General features: G+C 71.3%; 22 protein-coding genes, 1 pseudogene and 1 riboswitch. Of the genes and pseudogenes, 14 read left to right on the top strand and 9 right to left on the bottom strand.

Going from position 1 to position 26,091, the window contains the following annotated elements; genetic code table 11:
* Positions 1-13: 13 nt before the first annotated feature.
* Positions 14-220, top strand: a pseudogene (locus ABZU99_RS27040) (DNA-processing protein DprA); the annotation flags it as partial.
* Between the two features lie 123 nt (positions 221-343).
* On the opposite strand, the gene ABZU99_RS27035 reads toward ABZU99_RS27040, so the two are convergent.
* The 3 genes from ABZU99_RS27035 to ABZU99_RS27025 are packed head-to-tail and all read right to left on the bottom strand — an operon-like array spanning position 344 to position 4,535.
* On the bottom strand, positions 344-880 hold the full coding sequence (locus ABZU99_RS27035) for a DUF6262 family protein (protein WP_356047072.1): 537 nt from the start codon (positions 878-880) through the stop codon (positions 344-346).
* Positions 877-3,369 (bottom strand): site-specific integrase, encoded by a 2,493-nt coding sequence (locus tag ABZU99_RS27030; protein WP_356047074.1) that lies wholly within the window; start codon positions 3,367-3,369, stop codon positions 877-879. Before ABZU99_RS27030 ends, ABZU99_RS27035 begins: the two co-directional genes overlap by 4 nt.
* Complete coding sequence (locus ABZU99_RS27025; RefSeq protein ID WP_356047076.1) at positions 3,366-4,535, bottom strand: tyrosine-type recombinase/integrase; 1,170 nt, start codon at positions 4,533-4,535, stop codon at positions 3,366-3,368. The genes ABZU99_RS27030 and ABZU99_RS27025 overlap by 4 nt, the downstream gene beginning before the upstream one ends.
* Here ABZU99_RS27025 and ABZU99_RS27020 point away from each other — a divergent pair.
* The 3 genes from ABZU99_RS27020 to ABZU99_RS27010 all read left to right on the top strand — a co-directional run bounded on the left by ABZU99_RS27020 (position 4,526) and on the right by ABZU99_RS27010 (position 6,769).
* Entirely contained in the window at positions 4,526-5,173 is a 648-nt protein-coding gene (locus ABZU99_RS27020) for a DNA-processing protein DprA (protein WP_356047078.1), read from the top strand. The genes ABZU99_RS27025 and ABZU99_RS27020 overlap by 10 nt on opposite strands.
* Before the next feature lie 129 nt (positions 5,174-5,302).
* Positions 5,303-6,136 (top strand): RNA polymerase sigma factor WhiG, encoded by an 834-nt coding sequence (whiG, locus tag ABZU99_RS27015; protein WP_355948122.1) that lies wholly within the window; start codon positions 5,303-5,305, stop codon positions 6,134-6,136.
* 93 nt (positions 6,137-6,229) lie between these two features.
* Positions 6,230-6,769, top strand: a complete 540-nt coding sequence (locus ABZU99_RS27010) for a helix-turn-helix domain-containing protein (RefSeq protein ID WP_356047138.1) — start codon at positions 6,230-6,232, stop codon at positions 6,767-6,769.
* Between the two features lie 28 nt (positions 6,770-6,797).
* On the opposite strand, the gene ABZU99_RS27005 is transcribed toward ABZU99_RS27010, so the two are convergent.
* Positions 6,798-7,661, bottom strand: coding sequence for a M23 family metallopeptidase (locus tag ABZU99_RS27005; protein ID WP_356047080.1), 864 nt, complete (start codon positions 7,659-7,661; stop codon positions 6,798-6,800).
* A gap of 314 nt (positions 7,662-7,975) precedes the next feature.
* Here ABZU99_RS27005 and rpsB point away from each other — a divergent pair, with 314 nt between their 5' ends.
* The 9 genes from rpsB to ABZU99_RS26960 all read left to right on the top strand — a co-directional run bounded on the left by rpsB (position 7,976) and on the right by ABZU99_RS26960 (position 17,835).
* Positions 7,976-8,932 carry a 30S ribosomal protein S2 gene (gene rpsB, locus ABZU99_RS27000; protein WP_356047082.1) on the top strand — a complete coding sequence of 319 codons (957 nt, stop codon included), beginning with the start codon at positions 7,976-7,978 and terminating at the stop codon, positions 8,930-8,932.
* A 98-nt stretch (positions 8,933-9,030) separates the two neighbouring features.
* Positions 9,031-9,867 carry a translation elongation factor Ts gene (tsf, locus tag ABZU99_RS26995; protein ID WP_355948131.1) on the top strand — a complete coding sequence of 279 codons (837 nt, stop codon included), beginning with the start codon at positions 9,031-9,033 and terminating at the stop codon, positions 9,865-9,867.
* A 155-nt stretch (positions 9,868-10,022) separates the two neighbouring features.
* Positions 10,023-10,805: a UMP kinase gene (gene pyrH, locus ABZU99_RS26990; protein WP_355948133.1), complete on the top strand. Its 783-nt coding sequence runs from the start codon at positions 10,023-10,025 to the stop codon at positions 10,803-10,805.
* Between the two features lie 105 nt (positions 10,806-10,910).
* The gene (gene frr, locus ABZU99_RS26985; RefSeq protein WP_355948136.1) at positions 10,911-11,468 is read left to right on the top strand and encodes a ribosome recycling factor; all 558 of its coding nucleotides are present in this window, start codon (positions 10,911-10,913) and stop codon (positions 11,466-11,468) included.
* Entirely contained in the window at positions 11,468-12,649 is a 1,182-nt protein-coding gene (locus ABZU99_RS26980) for a phosphatidate cytidylyltransferase (protein ID WP_356047085.1), read from the top strand. Before frr ends, ABZU99_RS26980 begins: the two co-directional genes overlap by 1 nt.
* 71 nt (positions 12,650-12,720) lie before the next feature.
* Positions 12,721-13,866, top strand: coding sequence for a 23S rRNA (adenine(2503)-C(2))-methyltransferase RlmN (rlmN, locus tag ABZU99_RS26975; protein WP_355948141.1), 1,146 nt, complete (start codon positions 12,721-12,723; stop codon positions 13,864-13,866).
* 57 nt (positions 13,867-13,923) lie between these two features.
* Positions 13,924-14,028: riboswitch (TPP riboswitch) on the top strand.
* Entirely contained in the window at positions 14,024-15,097 is a 1,074-nt protein-coding gene (locus tag ABZU99_RS26970; RefSeq protein WP_355948143.1) for a thiamine ABC transporter substrate-binding protein, read from the top strand. (Overlaps the previous riboswitch by 5 nt.)
* An 86-nt stretch (positions 15,098-15,183) precedes the next feature.
* Positions 15,184-16,797, top strand: a complete 1,614-nt coding sequence (locus ABZU99_RS26965) for an iron ABC transporter permease (protein WP_355948236.1) — start codon at positions 15,184-15,186, stop codon at positions 16,795-16,797.
* The gene (locus ABZU99_RS26960) at positions 16,798-17,835 is read left to right on the top strand and encodes an ABC transporter ATP-binding protein (RefSeq protein WP_355948144.1); all 1,038 of its coding nucleotides are present in this window, start codon (positions 16,798-16,800) and stop codon (positions 17,833-17,835) included.
* 113 nt (positions 17,836-17,948) lie between these two features.
* Here ABZU99_RS26960 and ABZU99_RS26955 read toward each other — a convergent pair whose 3' ends face one another.
* The 5 genes from ABZU99_RS26955 to ABZU99_RS26935 all read right to left on the bottom strand — a co-directional run bounded on the left by ABZU99_RS26955 (position 17,949) and on the right by ABZU99_RS26935 (position 24,345).
* A complete protein-coding gene (locus tag ABZU99_RS26955) occupies positions 17,949-19,067 on the bottom strand; it encodes an LOG family protein (RefSeq protein ID WP_356047088.1) in 1,119 nt (372 codons plus the stop codon).
* A 68-nt stretch (positions 19,068-19,135) separates the two neighbouring features.
* On the bottom strand, positions 19,136-20,341 hold the full coding sequence (locus ABZU99_RS26950) for a hypothetical protein (RefSeq protein ID WP_356047090.1): 1,206 nt from the start codon (positions 20,339-20,341) through the stop codon (positions 19,136-19,138).
* Positions 20,323-21,051, bottom strand: a complete 729-nt coding sequence (locus ABZU99_RS26945; RefSeq protein ID WP_356047092.1) for an ATP-binding cassette domain-containing protein — start codon at positions 21,049-21,051, stop codon at positions 20,323-20,325. The genes ABZU99_RS26950 and ABZU99_RS26945 overlap by 19 nt, the downstream gene beginning before the upstream one ends.
* Positions 21,052-21,194: 143 nt before the next feature.
* On the bottom strand, positions 21,195-22,832 hold the full coding sequence (locus ABZU99_RS26940) for a thiamine pyrophosphate-binding protein (protein ID WP_356047093.1): 1,638 nt from the start codon (positions 22,830-22,832) through the stop codon (positions 21,195-21,197).
* A 52-nt stretch (positions 22,833-22,884) separates the two neighbouring features.
* Entirely contained in the window at positions 22,885-24,345 is a 1,461-nt protein-coding gene (locus ABZU99_RS26935; RefSeq protein ID WP_356047095.1) for a sodium:solute symporter, read from the bottom strand.
* Positions 24,346-24,540: 195 nt separating this feature from the next.
* On the opposite strand from ABZU99_RS26935, the gene ABZU99_RS26930 reads away from it, so the two are divergent.
* The gene (locus ABZU99_RS26930; RefSeq protein WP_356047097.1) at positions 24,541-26,076 is read left to right on the top strand and encodes a PucR family transcriptional regulator; all 1,536 of its coding nucleotides are present in this window, start codon (positions 24,541-24,543) and stop codon (positions 26,074-26,076) included.
* The last annotated feature ends 15 nt before the right edge of the window (positions 26,077-26,091 follow it).

Here is a 26,091-nt window from a genome sequence, read left to right as displayed (position 1 = left end):
TGGCGGAAGAACTCACGGGGTGGACGGCGCGGCCCACCGCGGGGCGCTCGCCGCGGGCGGGGCCACCGTCGCCGTGCTCGCCTCCGGGGCGGACGTCCCCTATCCGCGGGGGCACACCGAGTTGATCGAGCGCATCGCGGAACAGGGCCTGGTGCTGGCCGAGTTGCCGCCCGGCGCGCACCCCTCGCGCAGCCGCTTCGTGCTCCGCAACCGGGTCATCAACAATTCTCTGGGGGTTCGACCTGTTGCAATGGCGAGAAGCTCACATTGATGCAGCTCAACGGTGGTGTCACTGAGCCTATTCACTGCAACAGGTGTTGTGCCATCGCTGGATCGGGTGAGTTCAGGTTCTGCCCGCGGGACCGACGGGGCTGTGGTTGAGGGCTCGTGTCAGTTCCCGGTTGGCGGCGCGCGCGGCTTCGAGTTCCTCGGTCCGTTCGTCGAGTTCGCGCTGTTTGTCGGCGAGGTGCTGCTCGAGCATGGCGATGCGTTGCTGCAGCTGATCGACGTCGACTGGTGCTCCGAGGCCGGACTCAGCCCAGACACGTTCCCCAAGGTTCTCGGACAGTCGCTTTTCCAGCTGCCGGACACGCGCCGTCAGGCGCGTGTTGCGCGCCAGGGCGTTGGAGAGATCGGCTTGCAGTGACGCCCGGCTGACTGCGGCGATCCGTCCTCCTTCTGGAGGAACGGCTGCGGCTGCGTGGACGCGCTCTAGCAGGTCACGGTGTCGATAGAGGAAGGTTCGATCCACTCGTGCCGCGCGTGCGAGAGCCGAGACGGTGATGTCGACGTCGCTTCGCAGCATCGCGTCGAGGGCGTTGAGGACGCGCTCACGGCGGCGGGACGAGTCCGCCCGGCGCCCATCGATCATGCTGGTCATGCTGTCCTGCCAGGGCGGTAGTCGGGCATGGGCGGTGCGATGCGAGGCATTCCGAGGGAGACGATCTGCCGTCGGCTGCGGCGGAGCAGAGCGGTGGCTTCCTCGATTTGTGCGCGGTCTTCATCGGTGAGGGCGTCGAGGTCTTCCTGAACGCGTCGGATGAGGCGGCGGATCCGGGTGATCTCTTCGTCGGACGGTGTGGCCTCGGTTCTTGCCCAGTCGTCGACGGTCGTGAACGCGACCAGGCGTTCTCGGTTGCGCAGGAGATCGGCGAGATATGCCTCCAGATCGGGGAGGTAGGAGGCATCGGTGCGGAAGTGATCACAGCCGACGCAGCGGAAGCGGGCCGGGCAGGCGTGCCCGCCGGCCGCGACATTCGAGGGTTCGACGCAGACCCCGTAGGGGGCTTGGACCTCGCCGACGGCTCGGCGGGCGTACTCGTCGTCCAGTAGCTCCTTGGCCTTCCGCCAGATGCGGTTGCCGTGCCTGTCGAACTGCATCGCCGAGACCCGCTCGACGGCTTCACGCTTGCGTTGCTCGCTGACCCGGTAGTAACGCTGAGTAGTGCTGAGTTGGCGATGGTCCATAAGGGCTTGGAGGGCATCGGGCCGGACGTCCGCGTCGGCGTGTCGCTGGGCGTAGGTGTGGCGGTAGGCATAGAGGAAGATCTTGGACTTGTCGAACGGCAGCATCTTGGTGACGCGCTCGCCGTTCTCCTCAACCACGATGGGGACGATCAGGTCGGGCAGGGAGTCCACCCAGTTCCGGTGGACGGTGGTGACCCAGCCGACGCTGATCGGCTTTGAACCGTCGGGGTTGGTCATCCGTGACGGGAACAGGCTGAGGTCCTTCACCGGGGTGTTGGGGAACCTGGCCCGGGTGCGGGTCTGCTGGCCGGTGATCAGCGAGGCCGTGGCCTTGCTGATCGGCAGCCGCCTGCCGAGCCTGAACGCCTTGTGGTTGTCATAGACCAGGACGGGGTTGCCGTTGTTGTCCTGCTCAAGACAGTCGTAGGCCAGACGGCAGGCTTCGTCGGGGCGGCGCCCGGTGTCCATGACCAGCTCGGTGATGGTGCGGGCTTCCGGTGTGTCTCCGGCGCCGAGCACGCCGAGGTGCTCGCAGAGCTGGCGCATCACCTCGGTTGGCAGGTCTTTGCCTGCTTCTTCGTCCTCTGGGTCGTCGGGGAGGTCCTCCGCGCGGATGGCGAAGTCGTCGGCGAGCCCATGGAGGGGCCGCTCTGGCCGGGTCAGGCCCAGGGAACGCATGTTGTTCAGGAGGCGGCGCATGTTTCGGATGATCTTGCCCCGGCGCTTGGGGCTGATCTCGCCCTGTTCCTGCAGGAACAGCAGCCGGGTCAGCAGGGTGACGATGTCGTCGCGACCCACGAGACGCACGTTCATGCCGTGGTCGGCCCGGTTGATCCGCAGACTCTCCGACATGTAGACGATCGAGTTGATCCGATCCTGAACGGCACTGCAGGTGCTGTAGCCGCCCCGGCGTCGCGGGATGTCCTCGGCAGCCCAGTCTTGGAGTGCCTGGCGAAGCCAGGGCTGATGGACCTTGTCGAAGCGGATGTGTCCCCCGGGCAGGCCAAAGGCCACTGCCTTCCAGATGTCCTTGTGCCGCTCGGTCTCGGGTGAGAGCCACAGGAGTTCGGCGTGCTTGAGGAAGTTCCTCGCCCACCGGGCAGAACTGTGGGGCAGGGTGGCCTGGTCCAGTTCGGTGAGAGAGCCGACCTGCCGGGCGCGAGCGATGTCGCAGAGCGGCCTCATGAGGTAGTCCCGCTGCCGGATGCTGGCCTTGTAGCACTGCTGCATGCCGTAGAGGACCTCGGCGACGACGTGGTCGTGCAGCCCACGCAGGCTCACCATTCCCGACTGAGAGATCGCCGCAGTGGTCAGCCGCCACGTCTCCTCGTCGACGGTGCTTCCCTTCCGAAGCTCGTCGAGGCGACGCTGCTGGTGTGCCTTGCAGTAGCCGTGAGCGGTGCCATCCCGATCCCTGGGGCATGAGGCCGCCAGGCAGGGGCCGAAGGACGGCAGCGGCTGGACGTCAGGGTGCCGCAGGAACTCCTCCAGCGGGAGGCGGAACATCTTCTGCTGCTGGTAGGCGTGGGTGTTGCACAAAGCCGTCCGGTAGGTCTTCCGATCCCGGCCGCATCCCTCGACCTGGCAGGGTGTGGCTCCGATGGATCGCCACGTCTTCACGTCACCAAGGAACTCTTCGAGTGTCTGGTCTTTCAGCGACATCCGGCGGGCGCAGCTGCGGCAGAGCCCTTGGGCGGTCTTGCTGGTGACGAGCTGATTGCAGCGAATGACGAGGCACCGCTGTCCGCCGAGTAGGGGATGATCGACGGGGAAGGTGAGCACGCGGACGGAGTCGTCCCACTGCATGAGCTGGAGGAAGCCGGGTTCAACAGCGGCTGTCAGCTCTTTGGTCAGGTCTTCTTCCGGCGGGTTCGTCTCGGCCGGGAGCAGCAGGGCGGTCATCGTGGTTCCTGTCCGGTCGAGCTGAGGAGGCGTGGCGAGGGGACCCGATCGACGGCTTCCCGCAGTCGTGTCGCCTGCGGATGCAGATAGGGCTGGGGCGAGGACGGATGCTTCTGACCGAGCAAGGCCTGGACCTCGTCGAGCTTGCCGCCGGCGTCGACGACGTTGCTGGCCATCGCGTGCCGGCACATCCGCGGGGTGACCACGCGGTCGAGGCCGGCCCTGCGGGAGAGGGCCTCGCAGAGTTCGCCGATCGCGTCCGTGGTGATCGGCGCCCCGTAGGGCGGGCGGAAGAGGTTGACGAGCAGGAAGTCGCTGCCGCCGTCACCGAGAATCTCGTGCCGTTCGAGCGCGTACTGGTCGCAGGCCTGCACCACCAGGAAGTCGACAGGCATGACCCACGACTTCTTCGACTTCGACCAGGCGTTGTTCTCGTTCTGCCGCCGGATGACGTGCAGGTGAGGTCCTTCGACGTCGCAGCCCAGAGCTCGGCAGTCCGTCATCAGGTGCGGGTCGCTCCGGCGCAGCCCTGCGGTCTGCCCCGGCCGGAGGCCGACGCGGGAGAGCAGCAGCAGGGTCAGCCGGTCCCTGGCCGACCGGCAGGCGAGGAACATCGCGACGACCTCCTCGTCGCTGGCCCGGTCGACGTCGGTTTCCGGCTCCTGGAGCCGGTGCCGGGCCCGCAGCCGGACCTGCATCCCTCCGCTCTCGCCCTGGGCTGCCATCGGCAGATCCAGCGTGTCACCCAGCTCGTAGATCTGGCCGAGGACCCAGGGCGGCGCCTCCTTGTTGTTGACCGCGTGGATCAGGAACATCCGGATCGCAGTCAGCACCTTGTTGATCCGGCGGTCTTCGCGTACCGGCTTCGAGCCGGGGCCGGGCACCACGACCCGGTGCTGGCCACCGCGTCCTGGCGTCCATCTCAGCCAGAGCATGAGAAGTCCCATGTTCTGAGCGGCAGTTCGCCAGTCGCGGCCTGTGCTGGTGCACCACAGAAGGAACAGGACGAGAGCGTGGGCGTACGCCTTCGTCGTTGACTCCGCTCGGCCTTGCGCCAGACGTAGCTCCCGAAGGAAGCGGTCGGCGGGCTCGAAGACCCTCAGCTCGTCGTCCACCACAGTCCAGTACTGGATGCCGGACGGCAGCTGTACGCGGAATGCGCGCATGGTACCCCTCCACTAGTAGATCGCAACGATCCACCGCAGAGCTGCACCCCCTGAGAATCGCCGCGGCCTGCCCAACGAGGGGGGCAGTGCGACGTCACACCATGCCCAGTGAACCCCCAGAGAACGCCGCGCTCACCCGTGGCACGGTCGTGGTCGAGGCCCAATACCGCAGCGGATCGCTGGTCACCGCGCGCCGGGCACTGCGGCTGGGCCGGTTCACCATGGGGGTGCCCGGTCCGGTGACCAGCGGGCTCTCCGCCGGGGTGCATGAACTGCTGCGCGGGGAGGCCGTCCTGGTCACCGACGCCGACGAAGTGGCCGAGCTGGTCGGCGGCATCGGGGAGCTGGCTCCCGAGCGGCGGGGGCCGCTGGTCGAGCGGGACCTGCTCGATCCCGTGACGGCAGGGGTGCTCGAAGCGTTGTCGGCACGGGGCGGCAACAACGTGCGAGACGTGGCCCGGGACTCCGGGACGAGCTGCGAGGCGACCCTGGGCCGACTCTATGAACTGCTCGCCCTGGGTTTCGTCGAACGTCATGGCGATCGCTGGGAGTTGGTCCCCTCCGGGCGCCGGAACAGCGGCGCACGGCGAGGCGATCCCCCGAATCGGGGCAATCGGGTGAAAGGGTTGAGGCGATGACCGTATCCGCACACCGCCGAGCCGACGCCCTTCGCATACCGCGATGCCGTAGTCACGCTACGCTCACAGGGTTTCCGGCGGAAGCGCACGTCCTCACCCATGTCATGGCAGAACGGCTCAAGGCGACGAATGCCCCAGCACATCTCCGGGTCTGACCGCGCGGCGCCGCCCGCTGCCCGCGGCGCGGTGCGCCCCGCAGCACCCTCATCCCTCGACGAGCTGTGGCGGTCGTACAAATCCACGGGCGACGGTCGGCTGCGAGAGCAGCTGATCCTGCATTACTCACCGCTGGTGAAATATGTGGCCGGGCGGGTCAGCGTCGGGCTGCCGTCCAATGTCGAGCAGGCGGACTTCGTCTCCTCCGGGGTCTTCGGACTCATCGACGCCATCGAGAAGTTCGACCCCGAGCGCGCCATCAAGTTCGAGACCTACGCCATCACCCGGATCCGCGGTGCGATGATCGACGAGCTGCGGGCGCTGGACTGGATCCCGCGATCGGTCCGTCAGAAGGCCCGCGCGGTCGAGCGGGCGTACGCCACGCTGGAGGCGCGGCTGCGCCGTACCCCCTCGGAGCCCGAGGTGGCCGCCGAGATGGACATCGGCCTCGATGAACTGCACGGGGTTTTCAGCCAGTTGTCGCTCGCCAATGTGGTCGCCCTGGAGGAGCTGCTGCACGTCGGCGGTGAGGGCGGCGACCGGCTCAGCCTCATGGACACCCTTGAGGACACCGCCGCTGACAATCCCGTCGAGGTTGCCGAGGACCGGGAGCTGCGCCGGCTGCTCGCCCGTGCCATCAACACCCTTCCGGAGCGCGAGAAGACCGTGGTCACCCTCTACTACTACGAGGGGCTCACCCTCGCCGAGATCGGCCAGGTCCTCGGTGTCACCGAGAGCCGGGTCAGCCAGATCCACACCAAGTCGGTGCTTCAGTTGCGGGCGAAACTCGCCGACGTCGGACGCTGAATCGTCCCTCCAGCATCGCCTCGGCGATGGCCTCTTTCGTAAAGTGGTCGGGTGCCCAGGATTCGAGCGGCCTCAGTGGCCGAGCACCGGACGATGCAGCGCGGCGCCCTGCTGGAGGCCGCCCGGTCCCTGCTGTCCGAGGGTGGTACGGAGGCGTTGACCTTCCCCGCCCTCGCCGAGCGCACGGGCCTCGCCAGGTCCTCCGTCTATGAGTACTTCCGCTCCCGCGCCGCCGTGGTCGAGGAGCTGTGCGCGGTCGACTTCCCGGTCTGGGCCGCCGAGGTCGAGGCCGCCATGGCGTGGGCCGACTCGCCCGAGGCGAAGGTCGAGGCGTATGTGCGTCGGCAGCTGGCGCTCGTCGGCGACCGCCGCCACCGGGCGGTGGTGGCGATTTCCGCCGGTGAGCTGGACGCCGGCGCGCGGGAGAAGATCCGGGCCGCGCACGGAGGGCTGATCGCCATGGTGGTCGAGGCCCTCGGCGCCCTCGGACATGAGCAGCCCCGGCTGGCGGCCGTACTGCTGCAGGGCGTCGTGGACGCGGCCGTCCGGCGCATCGAGCTCGGCGCGGCCGAGGCCCCCGAGCGGATCACCGAGGCGGCCGTCGTCATGGCCCTGCGCGGCGTACGCGGCTGAGGCCCCGGGGCCCCGGCCCGGCCGCGGATCACCGAGGCGGCCGTCGCCATGGCCCTGCGCGGCGTACGCGGCTGAGGCCCCCGGGCCCCGGCCCGGCCCGCTCCGTCCTGCTGTGCCCCTGGCCAGCCCGGCCCTGCGCGCGCTGCCCTGCCTGCGGGCCCCGGCCCGGCCCGTGCCCGTGGCGCAACCGGGCCCGGGCCCAGGCGGAGGCGGTCGCCAGTGCCGCGGCCGGAGCCAGTTCTGTCCATCCGGCGGGAGCGATCACCGCCGCGGCGGTGGGAGCGTCGGGGACGCCGAGTACCGGCAGCAGCCGGGAGGGGCCGCCCCGGAGCATCGACGGCGGCAGCAGCGACAGAGGGTCGAGATAGCGGTCCGCGCGGCGCAGCCCCCAGTGCAGACAGCCGTCCGAACAGTGGAAGGGGCCCGGCTGCACCACGCCCACCACCTGCCCGGCGGTCACCCGATCCCCCTTGGCCACCGTCGCGCGCACCGGCTCATAGGTGGTCCGCAGTGCCGGCTCCCCGCTTCCGGACACCTCGATGACCAGCACCCCACGGCCGGCGACCGCTCCCGCGAAGCTCACCCGCCCCGCGGCCGCCGCCCGCACCCGCCCTCCCGGGCGCGCCGCCAGATCGACCCCGCGATGCCCCGCCGCCCAGGGCACGGGTGGCGGCTGCCACCTCCTCAGCACGGCCGGCCGCGCCGCGCCCGGCGCACCGTCCACCGGCCAGGCACGGGCACCGGCCGAAGCCGGGCCCGAGGCCGAACCCGAACCCGAACCCGAACCCGAACCCGGGGCCGGGGCCGCCACAGCCGGGGCCGGGCCGGCCACCAGGGCCGGTACCGTCGACACGCACAGGGCAAGCGCCCACCACACCAGAAGCCATCGCATGAGGTCCACCGTGGCCCGGTACGCCGATTCAGGTGGATCATGGACGGGATCTGGGTACTACTCACGGGTTGTGGATATCGCCGTCACCCGGCACCGCACCGGTCCCGTACACTTCTTATGGCGATCCGGGTCACCGGATCGACTTCGCACGCCCCGCCACCGACGCCCGATGGCTCATCGGACAGCACGGTGGCCGCGCCCCTCGGTCCTCGGACGAGCCCCTCAAGGGCACCCGTTCGTGGCAGGCGCGCCGGGGCGTCAGGCGCGGCGGCCGCCCGGTCACCGCGAAACCGAGTACTTCAAGGAGTACGGCCATGGCCGTCGTCACGATGCGGGAGCTGCTGGAGAGCGGCGTCCACTTCGGGCACCAGACCCGCCGCTGGAACCCGAAGATGAAGCGCTTCATCTTCACCGAGCGCAACGGCATCTACATCATCGACCTGCTCCAGTCGCTGTCGTACATCGACCGCGCCTACGAGTTCGTCAAGGAGACCGTCGCCCACGGCGGCTCCATCATGTTCGTCGGTACCAAGAAGCAGGCGCAGGAGGCCATCGCCGAGCAGGCGACCCGCGTCGGCATGCCGTACGTCAACCAGCGCTGGCTGGGCGGCATGCTCACCAACTTCTCGACCGTCTACAAGCGCCTCCAGCGCCTGAAGGAGCTCGAGCAGATCGACTTCGAGGATGTGGCCGCCTCCGGCCTCACCAAGAAGGAGCTCCTGGTCCTCTCCCGTGAGAAGGCCAAGCTGGAGAAGACCCTCGGCGGTATCCGCGAGATGCAGAAGGTGCCGAGCGCCGTATGGATCGTGGACACCAAGAAGGAGCACATCGCCGTCGGTGAGGCGCGCAAGCTCCGCATCCCGGTTGTCGCGATCCTCGACACCAACTGCGACCCGGACGAGGTCGACTACAAGATCCCCGGCAACGATGACGCGATCCGCTCCGTCACCCTGCTCACCCGCGTGATCGCCGACGCCGTCGCCGAGGGCCTCATCGCCCGCTCCGGCGTCGCCACCGGCGACGAGAAGGCCGACAAGGCCGCCGGCGAGCCGCTCGCCGAGTGGGAGCGCGACCTGCTCGAGGGTGAGAAGAAGGCCGACGAGTCCGAGGCCAAGCCGGCCGAGGCCGCCGCGGAGAAGCCCGCCGAGGCCCCGGCTGCTGAGGCCGAGAAGCCCGCCGAGGCCCCGGCTGCTGAGGCCGAGAAGCCCGCCGAGGCCCCGGCCGCCGAGGCCGAGAAGCTCACCGAGGCCCCGGCCGCCGAGCAGAGCTGACCACTCAGACGGTGTACAACGGCGGGGGACGGTGCGGTGGCGCCGCCCTCGCCGTTCACCCGTAGAGCTTTCGACTTTCGAGAAGAGATTCACAGATCATGGCGAACTTCACCGCCGCTGACGTCAAGAAGCTCCGTGAGCTCACCGGCGCCGGCATGTTGGACTGCAAGAAGGCGCTGGACGAGGCCGAGGGCAACGTCGACAAGGCCGTAGAGATCGTGCGCGTCAAGGGCCAGAAGGGTGTGGCCAAGCGCGAGAGCCGCACCGCCGAGAACGGCGCCGTCGTCTCCGTCATCACCGACGACAAGGCCTCCGGTGTGCTGGTCGAGCTGAAGTGCGAGACCGACTTCGTGGCCAAGGGCGACAAGTTCGTGGCCGTCGCCGACGCCATCGCCGCCCACGCCCTCAAGGCGGCCCCGGCCGACCTGGAGGCGCTGCTCTCCTCCGAGATCGAGGCCGGCAAGACCGTCCAGGCGTTCGTGGACGAGGCCAACGCGACCCTCGGCGAGAAGATCGTCCTGGACCGCTTCGCGCACTTCTCCGGTGCCTACGTCGCCACGTACATGCACCGCACCAGCCCGGACCTGCCGCCGCAGGTCGGCGTCCTGGTCGAGCTGGACAAGGAGAACGCCGAGGTCGCCAAGGACGTCGCGCAGCACATCGCCGCCTTCGCGCCGAAGTTCCTGAGCCGCGACGACATTCCGGCCGAGACGGTCGAGAACGAGCGTCGGGTCGCCGAGGCCACCGCCCGCGAGGAGGGCAAGCCCGAGGCCGCCCTGCCGAAGATCGTCGAGGGTCGTGTGACCGGCTTCTTCAAGGAGAATGTCCTGGTGGACCAGGCATTCGCCAAGGACAACAAGAAGACCGTCCAGAAGGTTCTGGACGAGGCCGGTGTCTCGCTCAAGCGCTTCGCCCGTTTCCGCGTCGGCGTCTGAGCCGAGCAGCGAATGACCGGCGACCCCGATAGGGTCGTAGGCAGCCAACCGTCAACCGGTCGGCCGCAGATGTGACGAGGAGGCCATTGCCGCAGAGGTCGATCGAGGACCCGTCCGGCAATGGCCTTCTTCGTATGTGCACGAGGAGATCTCCAATGAATCAGGGCGCGGACGCCAAACAGGCCGCCGACGACAAGAACGCGCAGGGCAAAGCCCCACACGGTCGTTTCCTGCTGAAGCTGTCCGGCGAGGCGTTCGCCGGAGGCGGGGGACTCGGTGTCGATCCCGACGTCGTGCACGCCATCGCCCGCGAGGTCGCCGCCGTGGTCAGGGACGGCGCCGAGATCGCCATCGTCATCGGCGGCGGCAACTTCTTCCGCGGGGCCGAGCTGCAGCAGCGCGGCATGGACCGGGCGCGCTCGGACTACATGGGCATGCTCGGCACGGTCATGAACTGCCTCGCGCTCCAGGACTTCCTGGAGAAGGAGGGCATCGACTCCCGGGTCCAGACCGCCATCACCATGGGCCAGGTCGCGGAGCCGTACATTCCGCTGCGCGCGGTGCGCCACCTGGAGAAGGGGCGCGTGGTCATCTTCGGCGCGGGCATGGGCATGCCGTACTTCTCCACGGACACCACCGCCGCCCAGCGCGCCCTGGAGATCGACGCCGAGGCCCTGCTCATGGGCAAGAACGGCGTGGACGGGGTCTACGACTCCGACCCCGCCCGGAATCCGGACGCCGTGAAGTTCGACGCCCTGGAGTACGGCGAGGTGATCACCCGCGACCTCAAGGTCGCCGACGCCACCGCGATCACCCTCTGCCGGGACAACAAGCTCCCCATCCTTGTCTTCGAGCTCCTCGCCGAAGGAAATATCGCGCGTGCGGTGAAGGGTGAGAAGATCGGCACTCTCGTGAGCGACCAGGGCTCCCGGGCCTGACGGCTCGAACGGGGGATGGACAACGGCCTGCCGGTCGGACACCGTGCAGGAGATGGACGCACGCAGGGGCGAGGCTCTGCTTACGGATAACACCAGGAGCAAGTGGTGATCGAAGAGATCCTCCTCGAGGCCGAGGAGAAGATGGAGAAGGCCGTTGTGGTCGCCAAGGAGGACTTCGCCGCGATCCGCACCGGGCGTGCGCACCCGGCGATGTTCAACAAGATCGTGGCGGACTACTACGGTGCGCTGACGCCGATCAACCAGCTGGCGTCGTTCTCGGTGCCGGAGCCGCGGATGGCCGTGGTCACGCCGTTCGACAAGAGCGCGCTCCGCAATATCGAGCAGGCGATCCGCGACTCGGACCTGGGTGTCAACCCGAGCAACGACGGAAACATCATCCGAGTGGTGTTCCCCGAGCTCACCGAGCAGCGCCGCAAGGAATTCATCAAGGTCGCCAAGAGCAAGGGCGAGGACGCGAAGATCTCGATCCGCAGCGTCCGGCGCAAGGCCAAGGAGTCCATCGACAAGCTCATCAAGGACGGCGAGGTCGGCGAGGACGAGGGCCGCCGCGCCGAGAAGGAGCTCGACGACACCACCGCGAAGTATGTCGCGCAGGTGGATGAGCTGCTCAAGCACAAGGAAGCCGAGCTGCTCGAGGTCTGATGAACGAGTCTTCCTGGGGGGCCCCACCGCCGAGCGCCGGAGTGTGGGGACCGGGCGATCAGGGCACCTCGCCCGGCTACGGCTGGGAGGTGCCCCCTTCGTCGGCGGGTCCCGCACACACGTTGGACGAGGCGGCGCAGACTCGGCCCATGCCCACCGTGCCTCACGCCGGCGGCGGCTCCGGCGATGCGGCCGACCGTGACCGGGGGGCCGCCCCGCTGGGCGGCCCCCTGTTCCGCGACGAGCGGGCGCCGCAGCCCGGCCCCCGGCAGCCCGCCGGGCGCCCGCCGACGCCCCCCGACCCCCCGTCGGCCGACCCCATGAGCGGAGACGGCGCGCGCGGCAACGGCGGCGGACAGGGGGTGAAGAAGAGCGCCGGGCGCAATCTGCGCGCCGCGATAGGGGTGGGCGTCGGCCTCGGCGTGGTCATCGTCGCCTCGCTCTTCATCTACAAGCCGGTGTTCATCGGCGTGATAGCGGTCGCGGTGGTCGTCGGGCTGTGGGAGCTGACCTCGCGGCTGGCCGAGTGCAAGAACATCCGGGTCCCGCTGGTGCCGCTCGCCGTCGGCGGCGTCGCCATGGTCGTCGCCGGCTATGTGCGCGGTGCGCAGGGTGCGGTGGTGGCGGTCTCGCTCACCGCGCTCGCGGTGCTGGTGTGGCGGATGACCGAGCCGCCCGACGACTACCTCCGGGACGTCACGGCGGGCGTCTTCGCCGCCTTCTACGTGCCGTTCCTCGCCACGTTCGTGGCGCTCATGCTCGACACCCCGGACGGCCCGCAGCGGGTGCTCACCTTCCTGCTGCTGACCGTGGTCAGTGACACCGGGGCGTATGCGGTCGGCTGGCGTTTCGGCAAGCACCCGCTCGCGCCGCGCATCAGCCCCGGCAAGACCCGCGAGGGGTTGTTGGGCGCGGTGGCCTTCGCGATGGTCGCGGGCGCGCTGTGCATGCAGTACCTGATCAAGGACGGCCTGTGGTGGCAGGGGCTGCTGCTCGGCCTCGCGGTCGCGGTCAGCGCGACGCTCGGCGACCTCGGCGAGTCCATGATCAAGCGGGATCTCGGCATCAAGGACATGGGCAAGCTGCTCCCCGGCCATGGCGGGATCATGGACCGGCTCGACTCGCTGCTGCCCACCGCGCCCGTGGTGTGGCTGCTGCTCGTGATCTTCGTAGGCGGCTGACGACCGCCCTCCGGGGCCCCGTGCCGCTCCTGGCACGGGGCCCTTCGCACGTCTGCGACACTGGGTGGACCATGCCTAAGCCCGGAGAACTGACTTTCGCCGTGCCGCGTGGGGCCAAGAAGCCCCCGCGGCATCTCGCCGACCTCACCCCCGAGCAGCGCCGCGAGGCCGTCGCCGCACTGGGGGAGAAGCCCTTCCGGGCCGGTCAGGTGTCGCGTCACTACTTCGCCCGCTATGCCGACGACCCCGCCCAGTGGACCGACATCCCGGCGGCCGCGCGGGAGAGGCTGGCGGCCGAGCTGCTGCCGGAGCTGATGAGTGTGGTGCGGCACCTCAGCTGTGACGACGACACGACCCGCAAGACCCTGTGGCGGCTCTTCGACGGCACGCTGGTGGAGTCCGTCCTGATGCGCTACCCGGACCGGGTCACCATGTGCATCAGCTCTCAGGCCGGCTGCGGGATGAACTGCCCGTTCTGCGCCACGGGCCAGGCGGGTCTGGACCGCAATCTGTCGACCGCCGAGATCGTGCACCAGATCGTCGACGGGATGCGGGCGCTGCGGGACGGGGAATTCGGGGGGTCTGGGGGGTCGTCCCCCGATGGGAAACGCGGCCCCGGTGGTCCCGCGCGGCTGTCCAACATCGTCTTCATGGGCATGGGCGAGCCGCTGGCCAACTACAGCCGCGTCGTCGGCGCCATCCGCCGGCTCACCGACCCCGAGCCCGACGGGCTGGGCCTGTCCCAGCGCGGTATCACCGTCTCGACCGTGGGGCTGGTCCCGGCGATGCTGCGGTTCGCGGACGAGGGCTTCAAGTGCCGGCTCGCGGTGTCACTGCACGCGCCCGACGACGAGCTGCGCGACACCCTCGTCCCGGTCAACACCCGCTGGAAGGTGCGCGAGGTCCTGGATGCCGCGTGGGAGTACGCGGAGAAGTCCGGCCGCCGCATCTCCATCGAGTACGCCCTGATCAGGGACATCAACGATCAGGCCTGGCGCGCCGATCTCCTCGGCCGGCTGCTCAAGGGTCATCGGGTTCATGTCAACCTCATCCCGCTCAACCCCACGCCCGGCTCGAAATGGACCGCGTCCCGGCCGCAGGACGAGAAGGCGTTCGTGGCGGCCCTGGAGGCGCACGGGGTGCCGGTGACCGTCCGGGACACCCGGGGGCAGGAGATCGACGGGGCGTGCGGACAGCTGGCGGCCTCGGAGCGCTGAGGACCGGCTGATACGGTGCCTGGGCGTCATTGCGTCCTGCGATCGTCGTACAAGTGAACATTCCGACAGGGGAGCGCACGAAGCGCTGAGAGTGCGGCACGGCCGCAGACCCTCGGACCTGATCCGGGTCATACCGGCGTAGGGAGTCAGCATCACCATGAACAGCCACCTTCGGCGTGCCATAGCGACCGCCCTCCTCGGCTCACTCGGCCTCTCCGTCCTCGTCGCCTGTGGCGAGGACTCCAAGGGCGCCTCGGGCTCCAAGACCGTCACCCTGGTCACGCATGACTCCTTCGCGGCCTCCAAGGCCGTACTCAAGGAGTTCACCAAGGAGACCGGCTACAAGGTGCGGGTGCAGGCCGGTGGTGACGCCGGGGCGGCCGTCAACCAGGCGATCCTGTCGAAGGACCACCCGCAGGGCGATGTGTTCTTCGGTGTCGACAACACCCTGCTCTCCCGCGCGCTCGACAACGGCCTGTTCACCCCGTACCGGGCCAAGGGCCTGGACAAGGTCCCGGCCGCCCTCCAGCTCGACCGGGCGAAGCACCGCGTGACTCCGGTCGACTTCGGCGACATCTGCGTCAACTACGACCGGAAGTACTTCGCCGACAAGAAGCTGACGCCGCCCAGGACCCTCGACGATCTGACCAAGCCCGCCTACAAGAATCTCCTGGTCACCGAGAACGCGGCCACCTCGTCGCCCGGCCTCGGCTTCCTCCTCGCCACCGCCGCCAAGTACGGCGACGACGGCTGGAAGAGCTACTGGAAGAAGCTGCGGGCCAACGGCGTCGAGGTCGTCGACGGCTGGGAGCAGGCGTACTACGACCGCTTCTCCGGCTCGGCCGGTGGCGGCAAGGGCGACCGGCCGCTCGTCGTCTCGTACGCCTCCAGCCCGCCCGCCGAGGTGGCCGACGCGAAGGCCAAGCCGGCGAAGGCCCCGACCGGGGTGGCGAGCGGGACCTGCTTCCGGCAGGTCGAGTTCGCCGGGCTGCTGAACGGCGCGGGGAACACCAAGGGCGGCAAGGCCCTGCTGGACTTCCTGCTGAGCAAGCGGTTCCAGGAGGACGTGCCGCTGAACATGTACGTCAACCCGGCGCGCGAGGACGCGAAGCTGCCCGAGCTCTTCACCCGGTACGGGGTGAAGATCGCCGACTCGGCCACCCTCGCACCGCAGAAGATCGCCAAGAACCGTGAGCCGTGGGTCAAGGCATGGTCCTCGCTCGTTCTGTAGAGCCCGGCGAGAACCGTAAGGCGGCCGACGACAGCCATAAGGACGAGAGGAACGGCCTTCGCGGCGCCGCGCCGCGGCTTGCCCTGATGGCCGTGCCCCTCGCCTTCTTCGCGATCTTCTTCGCCTATCCCGTGGCCGCCATCGTCACCCGGGGGCTGCGCGTCGGCGACCGGTGGCGGCTCGGCCGGATCGCCGAGGTGGTGAGCGATCCGGCGACGCGGGACATCCTCTGGTTCACCGGCTGGCAGGCGGCCGCCTCGACCGCCCTGACCCTCGCGGTGGCGCTGCCCGGCGCGTATGTCTTCGCCCGCTTCGCCTTCCCCGGCAAGCGGCTGCTGCGCGCGGTGGTGACCGTGCCCTTCGTGCTGCCGACCGTGGTCGCCGGTTCCGCGTTCCTGGCGCTGCTCGGGCGCGGCGGGGTGCTGGACGAGCTGTGGGGCGTACGGCTCGACACAACCGTCTGGGCGATCCTCCTCGCCCATGTCTTCTTCAACTACGCGGTCGTGGTGCGGACCGTCGGCGGGCTGTGGGCCCAGCTCGACCCACGCCAGGAGGAGGCGGCCCGGGTGCTCGGCGCCGGCCGTCTCGCGGCCTGGCGCCGGGTGACGCTGCCCGCCCTCGCCCCCGCCGTGGCCGCCGCGTCCCTGATGGTCTTCCTGTTCACCTTCACCTCCTTCGGCGTGATCCAGATCCTGGGCGGTCCGCGCTACGCCACGCTGGAGGTGGCGATCTACCGGCAGACCGCGCAACTGCTCGACCTGCCGACGGCCGCCGTGCTCACCGTCATTCAGTTCGCGGCGGTCGCGGCCGTCCTCGCCCTGCACGCGTGGACCGTACGGCGCCGGGAGAGCGCCCTGCGGCTCGTCGCCCCCGAGCGGACGGCGCGCCGCCCGCAGGGCCCGGCGCAGTGGGCGCTGCTGTGGGGCGTGCTGGCCGTCGTCGTGCTGCTGATCGTCACTCCACTCGCGGTGCTGGTGGAGCGCTCGCTCGCCGCCCCGGACGGCTACGGTCTCACGTACTACCGGGCGCTCCGGTCCGCGGCCGACAGCGGCGGGACCTTCTACGTGGCCCCCGTGGATGCCATCGGGAACTCCCTGCGGTATGCCGCCGTCGCCACCCTCTTCGCGCTCGTCGTGGGCGGTCTGGCCGCCGCCGCGCTGACCCGCGGGGCCGGCAGGCTGGTGCGGGGCTTCGACGCGCTTCTGATGCTGCCGCTCGGCACCTCCGCCGTCACCGTCGGCTTCGGCTTTCTCATCGCGCTCGACGAACCCCCGCTGGATCTGCGCGCTTCCTGGGTCCTGGTGCCGCTGGCTCAGGCCCTGGTCGGCGTGCCCTTCGTCGTACGGACCATGCTGCCCGTCCTGCGGGCCGTGGACCACCGGCTGCGCGAGGCCGCGGCCGTGCTCGGGGCGTCCCCGCTGCGCGTCTGGCGGGAGGTGGATCTGCCGCTGGTGGGGCGGGCGCTGGCGGTCGCGGCGGGGTTCGCGTTCGCCGTCTCGCTGGGCGAGTTCGGGGCGACGGTGTTCATCGCGCGGCCCGACCATCCGACCCTGCCGGTGGCCGTCGCCCGCTTCCTGGGCCGCGCCGGACAGCTCAACTACGGGCAGGCGATGGCGCTGAGCACGATCCTGATGCTGGTCTGCGCCGGGTCCCTGCTGGCGCTGGAGCGCATCCGCACCGACCGTTCCGGGGAGTTCTGAATGACGCTGCTGCGACTGGACGACGTGTCGGTCAGGTTCGGCCGGCGCGATGCGCTGGACGCCGTGGACCTGGAGGTCGACGAGCACGAGACGGTGTGCGTGCTGGGGCCGAGCGGCAGCGGCAAGTCCACGATGCTGCGCGTGGTGGCCGGACTGCAGCGTGCCGACGCCGGGCGGGTGTGGCTCGCGGGCCGCGACCAGAGCGGGGTGCCCACCCATCGGCGCGGGGTGGGGCTCATGTTCCAGGATCATCAGCTCTTCCCGCAGCGGGATGTGGGCGGCAACGTCGCCTTCGGGCTGCGGATGCGCAAGGTGGGGCGCGCGGAGGCGGACCGTACGGTCGCCGAAGTGCTGGAACTGGTCGGGCTGCCGGGCGCCCAGCGGCGGTCCGTCGCGTCCCTCTCCGGCGGTGAGCAGCAGCGCGTGGCGCTCGCCCGCGCGCTGGCCCCGCAGCCCAGGGTGCTGATGCTGGACGAGCCGCTGGGCCAGCTCGACCGGGGCCTGCGGGAGCGGCTCGTCGTGGAACTGCGCGAGCTCTTCGGCCGGTTGGGCACCACGGTCCTCGCCGTCACCCATGACCAGGGCGAGGCGTTCGCGCTCGCGGACCGGGTGGTGGTGATGGAGGACGGCCGGATCGCCCAGTCCGGTACCCCGCTGGAGGTGTGGCAGCGGCCGGCCACCGAGTTCGTCGCCCGCTTCCTGGGCTTCGACAACGTGATCGAGGCGGTCGTGCACGGTCAGACCGCCGACACCTGCTGGGGCAAGCTGCCCGTGCCGCCCGGCTCCCGCCCGGGGCCGGGCCGCCTCCTCGTCCGCCCGGCCGGGGTGCGGCTCACCTCCCCCTCCGGGGGCCTGCCCTGCACGGTGGCGGCGCGCACCTTCCGCGGCGACCATGTGGCGCTCATCCTGCGGCCGTCGAACCCGGACGCCCCGCGCCTGGAGGCGTCCTGTGCGCTGCGGGACGCCCCGGAGGCGGGCGACCGGGTCGGGGTGGCCTTCGACGCCGCGGACGTGGTGGTGCTGGACCCGGGCGCCTGACCTGCGGACTCCCTGAGCGGTTACGGCGAAGTCACGTGCTGATCCTTCTCGGCGTCCAAGCCCTCGGCCAGGCCGAACGGCGAGGGATCAGCGGTGGCCTTCACCGCATCCGCTTAGCCCAGCAGGGACGCGAGCGCGTCCGGCGCCTCGTCCACCGAGCCCACCAGCGCGATACGGGCCTTCATGGACCGCCCCTCCGCGAGCGCTTCGAGCAGGGGCCAGGTCGGCAGCCGCCGGGTCCAGTGGTCGCGGTCCACGAGCACCATCGGGGTCGGCTCGCCGCGCGACTCGTAGTAGTTCGGCGTCGCGTTGTCGAAGATCTCCTGTACGGTCCCGGCGGCGCCCGGGAGGAAGACCACCCCCGCGGTCGAGCGCGCCAGCAGGCCGTCCTCGCGTGTCGCGTTGGCGAAGTACTTGGCGATGTGCGAGGCGAAGGCGTTCGGCGGCTCGTGTCCGTAGAACCAGGTGGGTATGCCGACCGACGTGCCGCCGTCCGGCCAGCGCTCGCGCACGCCGAACGCGGCGTCGGCCCACGCCCCGATGGACGGCCGGAACGAGGGCGCCTTGCCGAGCAGCTCCAGCGCCTCGTCCAGCATCGGGTCCTCGAACGGCGCCGTGTACGCGCCCAGATTCGCGGCCTCCATCGCGCCCGGCCCGCCGCCCGTCGCGACCGTCAGCCCGGAGCGCGCCAGCGCCCGCCCGAGCCGGGCGGCGCCCGCGTACCCGGCGGATCCGCGCTCCAGCGCGTGCCCGCCCATGACGCCCACCACCCGGGTGCCGACGAGGAGTTCGTCGAGCGCGTCGGAGACGGCGTCGTCGTGGATGGAGCGCAGCATCGAGGCGAAGATGTCGCCGTCCGCCTTGGTCCGCTGGAACCACGCGTAGGAGAGGGCGTCCGGCGTCCGCGCGTACCCGTGCTCCGCCAGACCCCCGAACAGTTCCACCGGGGAGTAGAGGGTGCCGCGGTACGGATCGAACGGCAGATCCGGCACGGGAGGGAACACCAGCGCGCCCCGGGCCCGTACGGTGGCCGCGGCCTCCGACTCCATGGGGCAGCCGAGGAAGACCGCCTCGGCGATGTCGAGGGAGAGCAGCGTGGACGTACGGCCCGTCAGATCGACGGACTGGACCCGGAACCCGGCCAGGGTGCCGCGGGCGACGACCTGGTCGAACTCCGCAAGGGACTCGATTTCCCGGTCGATGGCTGGGGTGGAGGCGTCATCGGTCTGCACGGCGACATGCTAGTCACACTGCGCGGTGGGGTGGGGCGGCTGGGGTATTGCGCCTCGGTCGGGTGCGTTCAATGCGTGAACGGCGTCGCCGTCAGATGCCCGACCGCCCACATCAGCGGAGCCAACAGCAGCAGCAGGGCCGTCACCCGCACGGTGGCCGCGCCGCGCAGCAGCCGGGCCGGTGCGCCAAGGCGCAGCAGCGCGGCGGTCGTTCGCTCCCGGGCGCTCCTCGCCTCCAGCACCGCCGTGAGGGTGGTGGCGGCGGCGCACATCAGGACAAGGGCCGTGCCCAGGCCGGAGAGCGGGCCGAAGAGATGGCCCCCGGACGGGCCGGAGCGCGTGCCGTACAGCTCCATGGCGGCGTACGCGGCGGAGCCGATGGCGCACAGCGCGCCGACGGGGCGTCCGATGAGCCCGGCCTCCTGCTGCAGTACGCGCCCGGCCAGCAGCCGCAGTACGCCCGGTCGTCCGATGGCCAGCAGGCGGCCGCACAGATGGGTGAGTCCGGGGCCGGCCAGGACCAGTCCGACCGCCGTCAGCACCCAGCCGCCCACCACACCGGGCGGGCTGCCGCCGAGTCGGCCGGACGCGGAGAGGAGGGCGTCGGGACGAGGGGGCGCGCCGCTGCCCGCGTACGCCTCCAGGGCGAGCCCGGCGGCGGTGAGCGCGATGCCCCACGGCAGGACGGACGTCGCCTGGTCCGGCCGCGGGCCGACCGGGCCCGTCGTCACGGTGAGGACGGCGGCCAGTGGCCGCCGGGGCCACAGGCTCGCCGCGCACGCCGCGCCCGCCAGCGCCGGTACGACAGCGACCAGCGTGACGGCTCCGGCCAGCGGCAGTGGGTGTCCGGCGCCGAGCTGACGGCCCGCCGCCCCGCTTCCGGCCCAGAGCAGCCATGAGCCACCCACGTCACCGCGCAGATGAAGGAAGGTCAGCAGGGCCAGCGCGCTGCCGAGCGCGCAGGCGGTCGCCATCGAGGCGGCCGCGAGCAACGCCGAGCGGGCCGGGCCGAGACCGGCGGCGGTGAAGGCGGGGCCCGGCCGGGTGCTGGGGTCGGTGCGGGCGACGGCGAGGGCGAGCTGGACGGTGGCGGCCAGCGGCACGGCACACCACAGCAGCCGCGTCAGCGCGCCCTTGGGATCGGCGGGATGGCCCGCCGCGAACCCCAGGGCGCTCAGCAGCAGGAAGGCCGCGCCCGCCGCCGCGAGGGCGACCAGCGCCCGGCGCAGCAGAACGAACGGACGGGCACCGAGGGCTAGGCGGAGACTGAGCACGCCGCCCTGCCCTCCGCCTCGGGGGTGGGCAGGGAGCCCACCCGGCGGCCGTCGAGGAGCGCCACGGTGCGGTCGGCGAGGGTGGCCACCTCCCGGTCGTGGCTCGCGAGGAGGACGGTGATGCCATGGGTGCGGGCCGCGGTGGTGAGGGTGCGCAGCACCTGGGCGCGGTCGGCGCGGTGAAGCGGCGCGGTGGGTTCGTCGGCGAAGAGCACATCGGGCCCGGCGGCCAGCGCGCGGGCGAGCGCGACCCGCTGACGCTGTGACTGGAGGAGCGCGGCGGGGCGTACCCGGGCGCACTCGCCGACGTCGAGCCGGTCGAGCCATTCGCAGGCGGCGCTCTTGGCGGCGCGCCGCCCGGTGCCGCGCAGCAGCAGCGGCAGCGCGGCGTTCTCCCAGGCGGTGAGCTCGGGGACGAGCTGGGGCTCGGTGCCGATCCAGCCGAAGTGGTCGCGCCGCAGCCGTTCCAGGCCCAGCGGGGGGAGGGTGTGCACGGGGGCGCTCTTGAACCACACTTCCCCGTGGTCCGGGGCCAGCTGGCCGGACAGGCACTTCAGGAGGGTGGTCTTGCCGCAGCCGCGCGGCCCCGTGACGGCCAGGATCTCGCCGTCGCGCGCGCCGATCGAGACGCCGAGGAGGGCGGGTGAGCCGCCGTAGGCATAGGACAGGGTGCGTGCCCAGAGCACGTCGTTGTCCGGCGGAGCCACCATCGTGAGCACCTCGCCTTACCTGCGATCGTCTCGTTCCCCGGTTTGGCTGAACGAGCGCGAAGCCAATGGGTCACTGGCACGGTAAGGACTCGGATGGGGGCCCGCGCCCCAGGCTCGGCGCGGGCGTCCCCCATTTCCTCCGATCAGCCCTGGTTGCCGAGGTGGGAGGGCGCGAACATGCGCAGGTGCGCGGGCAGTACCACGACCGAGGGGCCGGGGGAGGCCAGCGCGTCCGCGAGGTCCGCGGCCAGCCGGTCCGGTGAGGTACGGGCCGCCGGGACGCCGAAGGACTCGGCGAGCGCGACGAAGTCGGGGCGGGCCAGCTCGGTGGCGGTGGCCTCGCCGAAGGTGTCCGTCATGTACTCGCGCAGAATGCCGTAACCGCCGTCGTCCACGATCAGCCAGGTGACGGGCAGGTCGTACTGGCGGGCGGTGGCGAGCTCAGCGATCGAGTACATCGCGCCGCCGTCGCCCGACACGGCCAGCACCGGCCGGCCGCGGTCCGCGGCGGCGGCCCCGAGGGCAGCGGGCAGCCCGTAGCCGAGGCCGCCCGCGCCCTGCGCCGAGTGCATGGCGCCCGCGCGCGGATCGAAGGCGGACCAGGCCCAGTACGCGAGGATCGTCATGTCCCAGAAGCTGGGTGAGTCGTCGGGGAGCGCGTGCCGTACCGCGCCGAGCACGCGCTGCTCCAGCTCCAGGTCCTGCGCCTCGATCCGCTCCCGCACCCGGGTGAGCAGCCCGGCCGCGGCCTTGGCCGCCGTCCCCTCGGGGCGGGGTGCGACGGCCTCGGTGAGCGCGGCCAGCGCCTCGCGTGCGTCCGCGTGGATACCGAGCGCCGGGTGGTTGGACTCCAGCTTGCCGAGGTCGGCCTCGATCTGGACGACGCGGCCGCGTGGGCGGAAGGTGTGGTAGTTCGAGGAGAGTTCGCCGAGCCCGGAGCCCACGACGAGCAGGACGTCGGCGTCCTCCAGGAAGTCGGTGGTGTGCCGGTCCTCCAGCCAGGACTGGAGGGACAGCGGATGCTCCCAGGGGAACGCGCCCTTGCCGCCGAAGGTCGTGGCCACCGGCGCGTCCAGCTTCTCGGCCAGCGCCCGCAGTTCCCGCTGCGCCCCGGCGCGCACCACCCCGCCGCCGGCCAGGATCACCGGGCGCTCGGCGCCCCGCAGCAGCGCGGCGGCCTCCGAGGTCAGCTCGGGCCGGGGCGGCAGCGGGCGGGGCTCGGCGCGCAGGCTGGTCACCGGCGGTACGGAGACCGGCGCCAGCAGCACGTCCTGCGGGATCTCCACCCACACCGGACCGGCCGGGGCCTCCAGCGCGGACGCCCAGGCGGCGGCGAGCGCGGAGGGGATCTGGGAAGCCGTACGGACCGTGTGGACGGACTTGACGATGTCGCGGAACGAGGCCTTCTGGTCCACGAGCTCATGCAGATAGCCCTTGCGCCCCCCGCCGAGCCCGGCCGTCGGCACCTGGCTGCTGATGCCCAGCACGGGTGCCGACGCCGCCGCCGACTCCTGGAGCGCGGCGAGCGTCATCAGCGCCCCGGGCCCGGTGGACACCAGCAGCGGTGCCACCGAGCCGGTGACGCGTGCGAAGGCGTCGGCGGCGAACCCGGCGTTGTTCTCCACGCGCAACCCCACGTACGCGAGCCCGGACCGCCGCAGCGCGTCGAACGTGCCGAGCGCGTGCTGTCCCGGAAGCCCGAAGACGGTGTCCGCTCCGAGCGCGGTGAGGGATTCCAGAACCAAATCGCCGCCGTGCCGTTCGGGCTGTGCGGTGCGCATGTGGTGTTGCCTTTCCGATGGTGCTTCAGGTGGGGGGTGGGACGAGCCGGGGTCAGACGTGCGCCGGTTCCGGGGCGGTGGGCGCCGGCTCGCCGGCGAGCCGGCGGCGCCAGGCTTCGAGGACCGCCGCGTCCGTCGGCTTGGTGGCGAAGCTCACCGCCACATAGGCGACGAGGGAGGCCAGCAGCCCGAAGTAGATGGGCTCGTTGGCGAGGATGCCCTTCCACCCCATCAGCGCGATGACCGTCACACCACCCACGCCGACCGACGCCAGCGCACCCGCGCCCGTGCCGCGCTTCCACAGCAGCCCGCCCAGGATCGGCATGAGCAACCCGCCGACCAGCACGTTGTAGGCGACGGTCAGCGCCTCGACGACGTTGTTCAGCGCGATGGAGATGGCGACGACGGCGACACCCATGATCAGGATGAAGACGCGGTTGCCGCCGAGCTCGTCATGCGACTCGCCGTCCGTGGGGACCGTACGCCCCCGCAGCCGCGACCAGATGTCGTTGTTGGCGACCGTCGCGCAGGCGATGAGCGCGCCCGAGGAGGTGGACATCACCGCGGACAGCGCGGCGGCCAGCACCAGCCCCTTCACCCCGACCGGCAGGGCGTCCTTGACGATGGTCGCGAACGCGTCGTCCGGGGCGCTGAGGTTCGGGTACAGCACCTTCGCCGCCGTGCCGATGATCGCGCCGGCGACCGCGTACGCCAGACAGTACGTACCGGCCGCGGTGCCGCCGAGGCGGGCGACCTTGTCATTGCGGGCGGTGAAGACGCGCTGCCAGATGTCCTGGCCGATGAGCATGCCGAAGGAGTAGATCAGCACATACGTGAAGACGGTCTGCGCGCCGATGCCCATCGGGGAGAAGTACTCACTGGGCAGCTCCGCCTTCATCTTGGCGAACCCGCCCGCCTTGACGACCGCGATCGGCAGCAACAGCAGCAGCACACCGACCGTCTTGACCACGAACTGCACCATGTCGGTGAGCGTGATCGACCACATGCCGCCGAGCGTCGAGTAACAGACCACGATCGCCCCGCCGAGCACGATCGCGATCAGCCGGTCGAGGCCGAAGATCACGTCGAAGATGGTGGCGTAGGCGATGGTCGAGGTGACCGCGAGCATCAGGGTGTAGGCCCACATCACCAGGCCCGAGATGAGCCCGGAGGTGCCGCCGTAGCGCAGATCCAGCATCTGGCTGACCGTGTAGACCTTGAGCCGGGCGATGCGCGCCGAGAAGAAGACGGACAGCGCGAGCAGCCCGAGCCCGATGGTGAGGACCATCCACGCGCCGGAGAGCCCGTACTGATAGCCGAGGCCCACCCCGCCGATGGTGGACGCGCCGCCGAGGACGATCGCGGCCATGGTGCCGGAGTACATGGTCGGTCCCAGCCGGCGGCCCGCGACGAGGAAGTCGCTGGTGGACTTGGCACGGCGCATGCCAAACCAGCCGAGCGCGAGCATGCCCGCGAGATAGACGACGATCACCGTGTAGTCGACAGCGGTCATAAGGCGCTCCTCGGTCCGACGAATCGGCGTAGCGGGGGAGGGGGATGAGAGGGACGCGTCCGCGGGGATCGGCGGATCGCGATATGGGGAGTGACCAGGACCCTAGGTGTCGCCGAGGCGTCCGGGAAGTGTACGTTTCCTCCACTCCCGGGCTCCGGGGTGTATGAACCAGCCAGTAGCAAGGGCACCGCCGTGATGAATGACCGCGTCCCCCCGACGGCCCCCGTTCCCCTCTCCAGCCTCCTCGGCCACCCCGCCCTCGGGCTGCGGCAGGTCGCGGGGGGCCGCGAGCGGGACACGCACGTGTACCTCGTCCACACCAGCGAGATGGAGGACCCGGTTCCGTATCTCCTCGGCGGTGAACTGCTGCTCAGCGCCGGGGTGCACTGTCCGGACGCGACGGGCGCCGGCACGTACTGGGACCGCTATGTGGCCCGTACGGTCGAGGCGGGCGCGGCGGCGCTCGGCTTCGGGATCGCGCCCGTGCACGACGCGGTGCCCCCGGCGCTGATCGAGGCGTGCGACCGGCACGGACTGCCGCTGGTGGAGGTGCCGCGGCAGACGACGTTCACGGCCGTCGCGAGCGCCGTATGGGATGCGATGGCCGAGCGCCGCCACCATGAGCTGCGGCGTATCACCGAGGCGCAGCAGTCGCTCGCGACGGCCGCCGCGCGCCCCCACCCCGTACCGGCCGTCCTGCGCCAGCTGGGCCAGCACCTCGGCGGGTGGACGGTGCTCTACGGACCGGACGGCGCCGAGCTGTCGGCGGCGGGGCCGCGCCCGCCGGAGCAGGTCCATACGGCGCTCGGCGCGCTGGCCGCGCGGCTGCGCTCGGGGCCGTCCTCGGCGGCAGGCACGGCGGACGGGCCCGCGGGCGAACGGCTGCATCTGACCGCGTACGGGCTCGGCGGCCAGGCCGGGCCGGGCGACCGGCGGCTCGCCCTCGGCGTCTGCGCCCCGCGGCGCGACGGGGCGGACGGGGCGATCGTTGGGGTGGCCGTGGTGCTGCTCGCGCTGCTCACCGGCCGGCGGACGGCCACCGCCGGGACCGAGCGCACGGCGGCGCTGGTGCGGCTGCTGCTCGGCGCCGAACCGGCCGAGGTGGCGGGGGTGCTCCGCCGCTCGCTGCCGCGCCCCGGGGCGGCGGAGCCCTCCGTCGGGGATGACGGGCTGTGGACCGTGGTACGCGGACGGCGGCGCGGCCGTGCCCGGGACGACGGGCTGCTGGCCACGGCGGCGCTCGCGGCCGGGCTCGGAACGCCGCTGGTCGACCTCGACGGGGACGAGGTGTCCGCCCTGCTCCCCGGCGAGGCGGAGGTGCGGGCACAGCCCGGCTGGACGCTGGGCGCCGGGGCGCCCGTACCGGCGGCCGAACTCGCGCGCGGGGGCGCCGAGGCGGCACGCGCGCTGCGGCGGGCGGTCGCCGAGCGGGTGCCCGTGGTGCGGCACGTCCCCGACCGCGCCGACGGCGTCGCCTCGCTCGTCGACCCGGCCGATGCGGGGGCGCTCGGCCGGGCCCTGCTCGCCCCGCTCGACGGGGCGCCGGCGCTGCTGGAGACGGTGCGGGTATGGCTGTCGCTGCACGGCAGCTGGGACCGTACGGCGGTGGCGCTGGACATCCACCGCAATACGGTCCGTCAGCGGATCGCCCGCGCCGAGGCCCTGCTGGAGATGGACCTGAGCGACGCGGACGTCCGGATGGAGCTGTGGTTCGCCCTCAAGTGGCGGTGACTCCCGGAGATGGAT

The organism is Streptomyces sp. NPDC005266, assembly GCF_040607655.1.
GTDB lineage: Bacteria > Actinomycetota > Actinomycetes > Streptomycetales > Streptomycetaceae > Streptomyces.
This window is presented reverse-complemented; position numbering and strand designations above follow the sequence as displayed.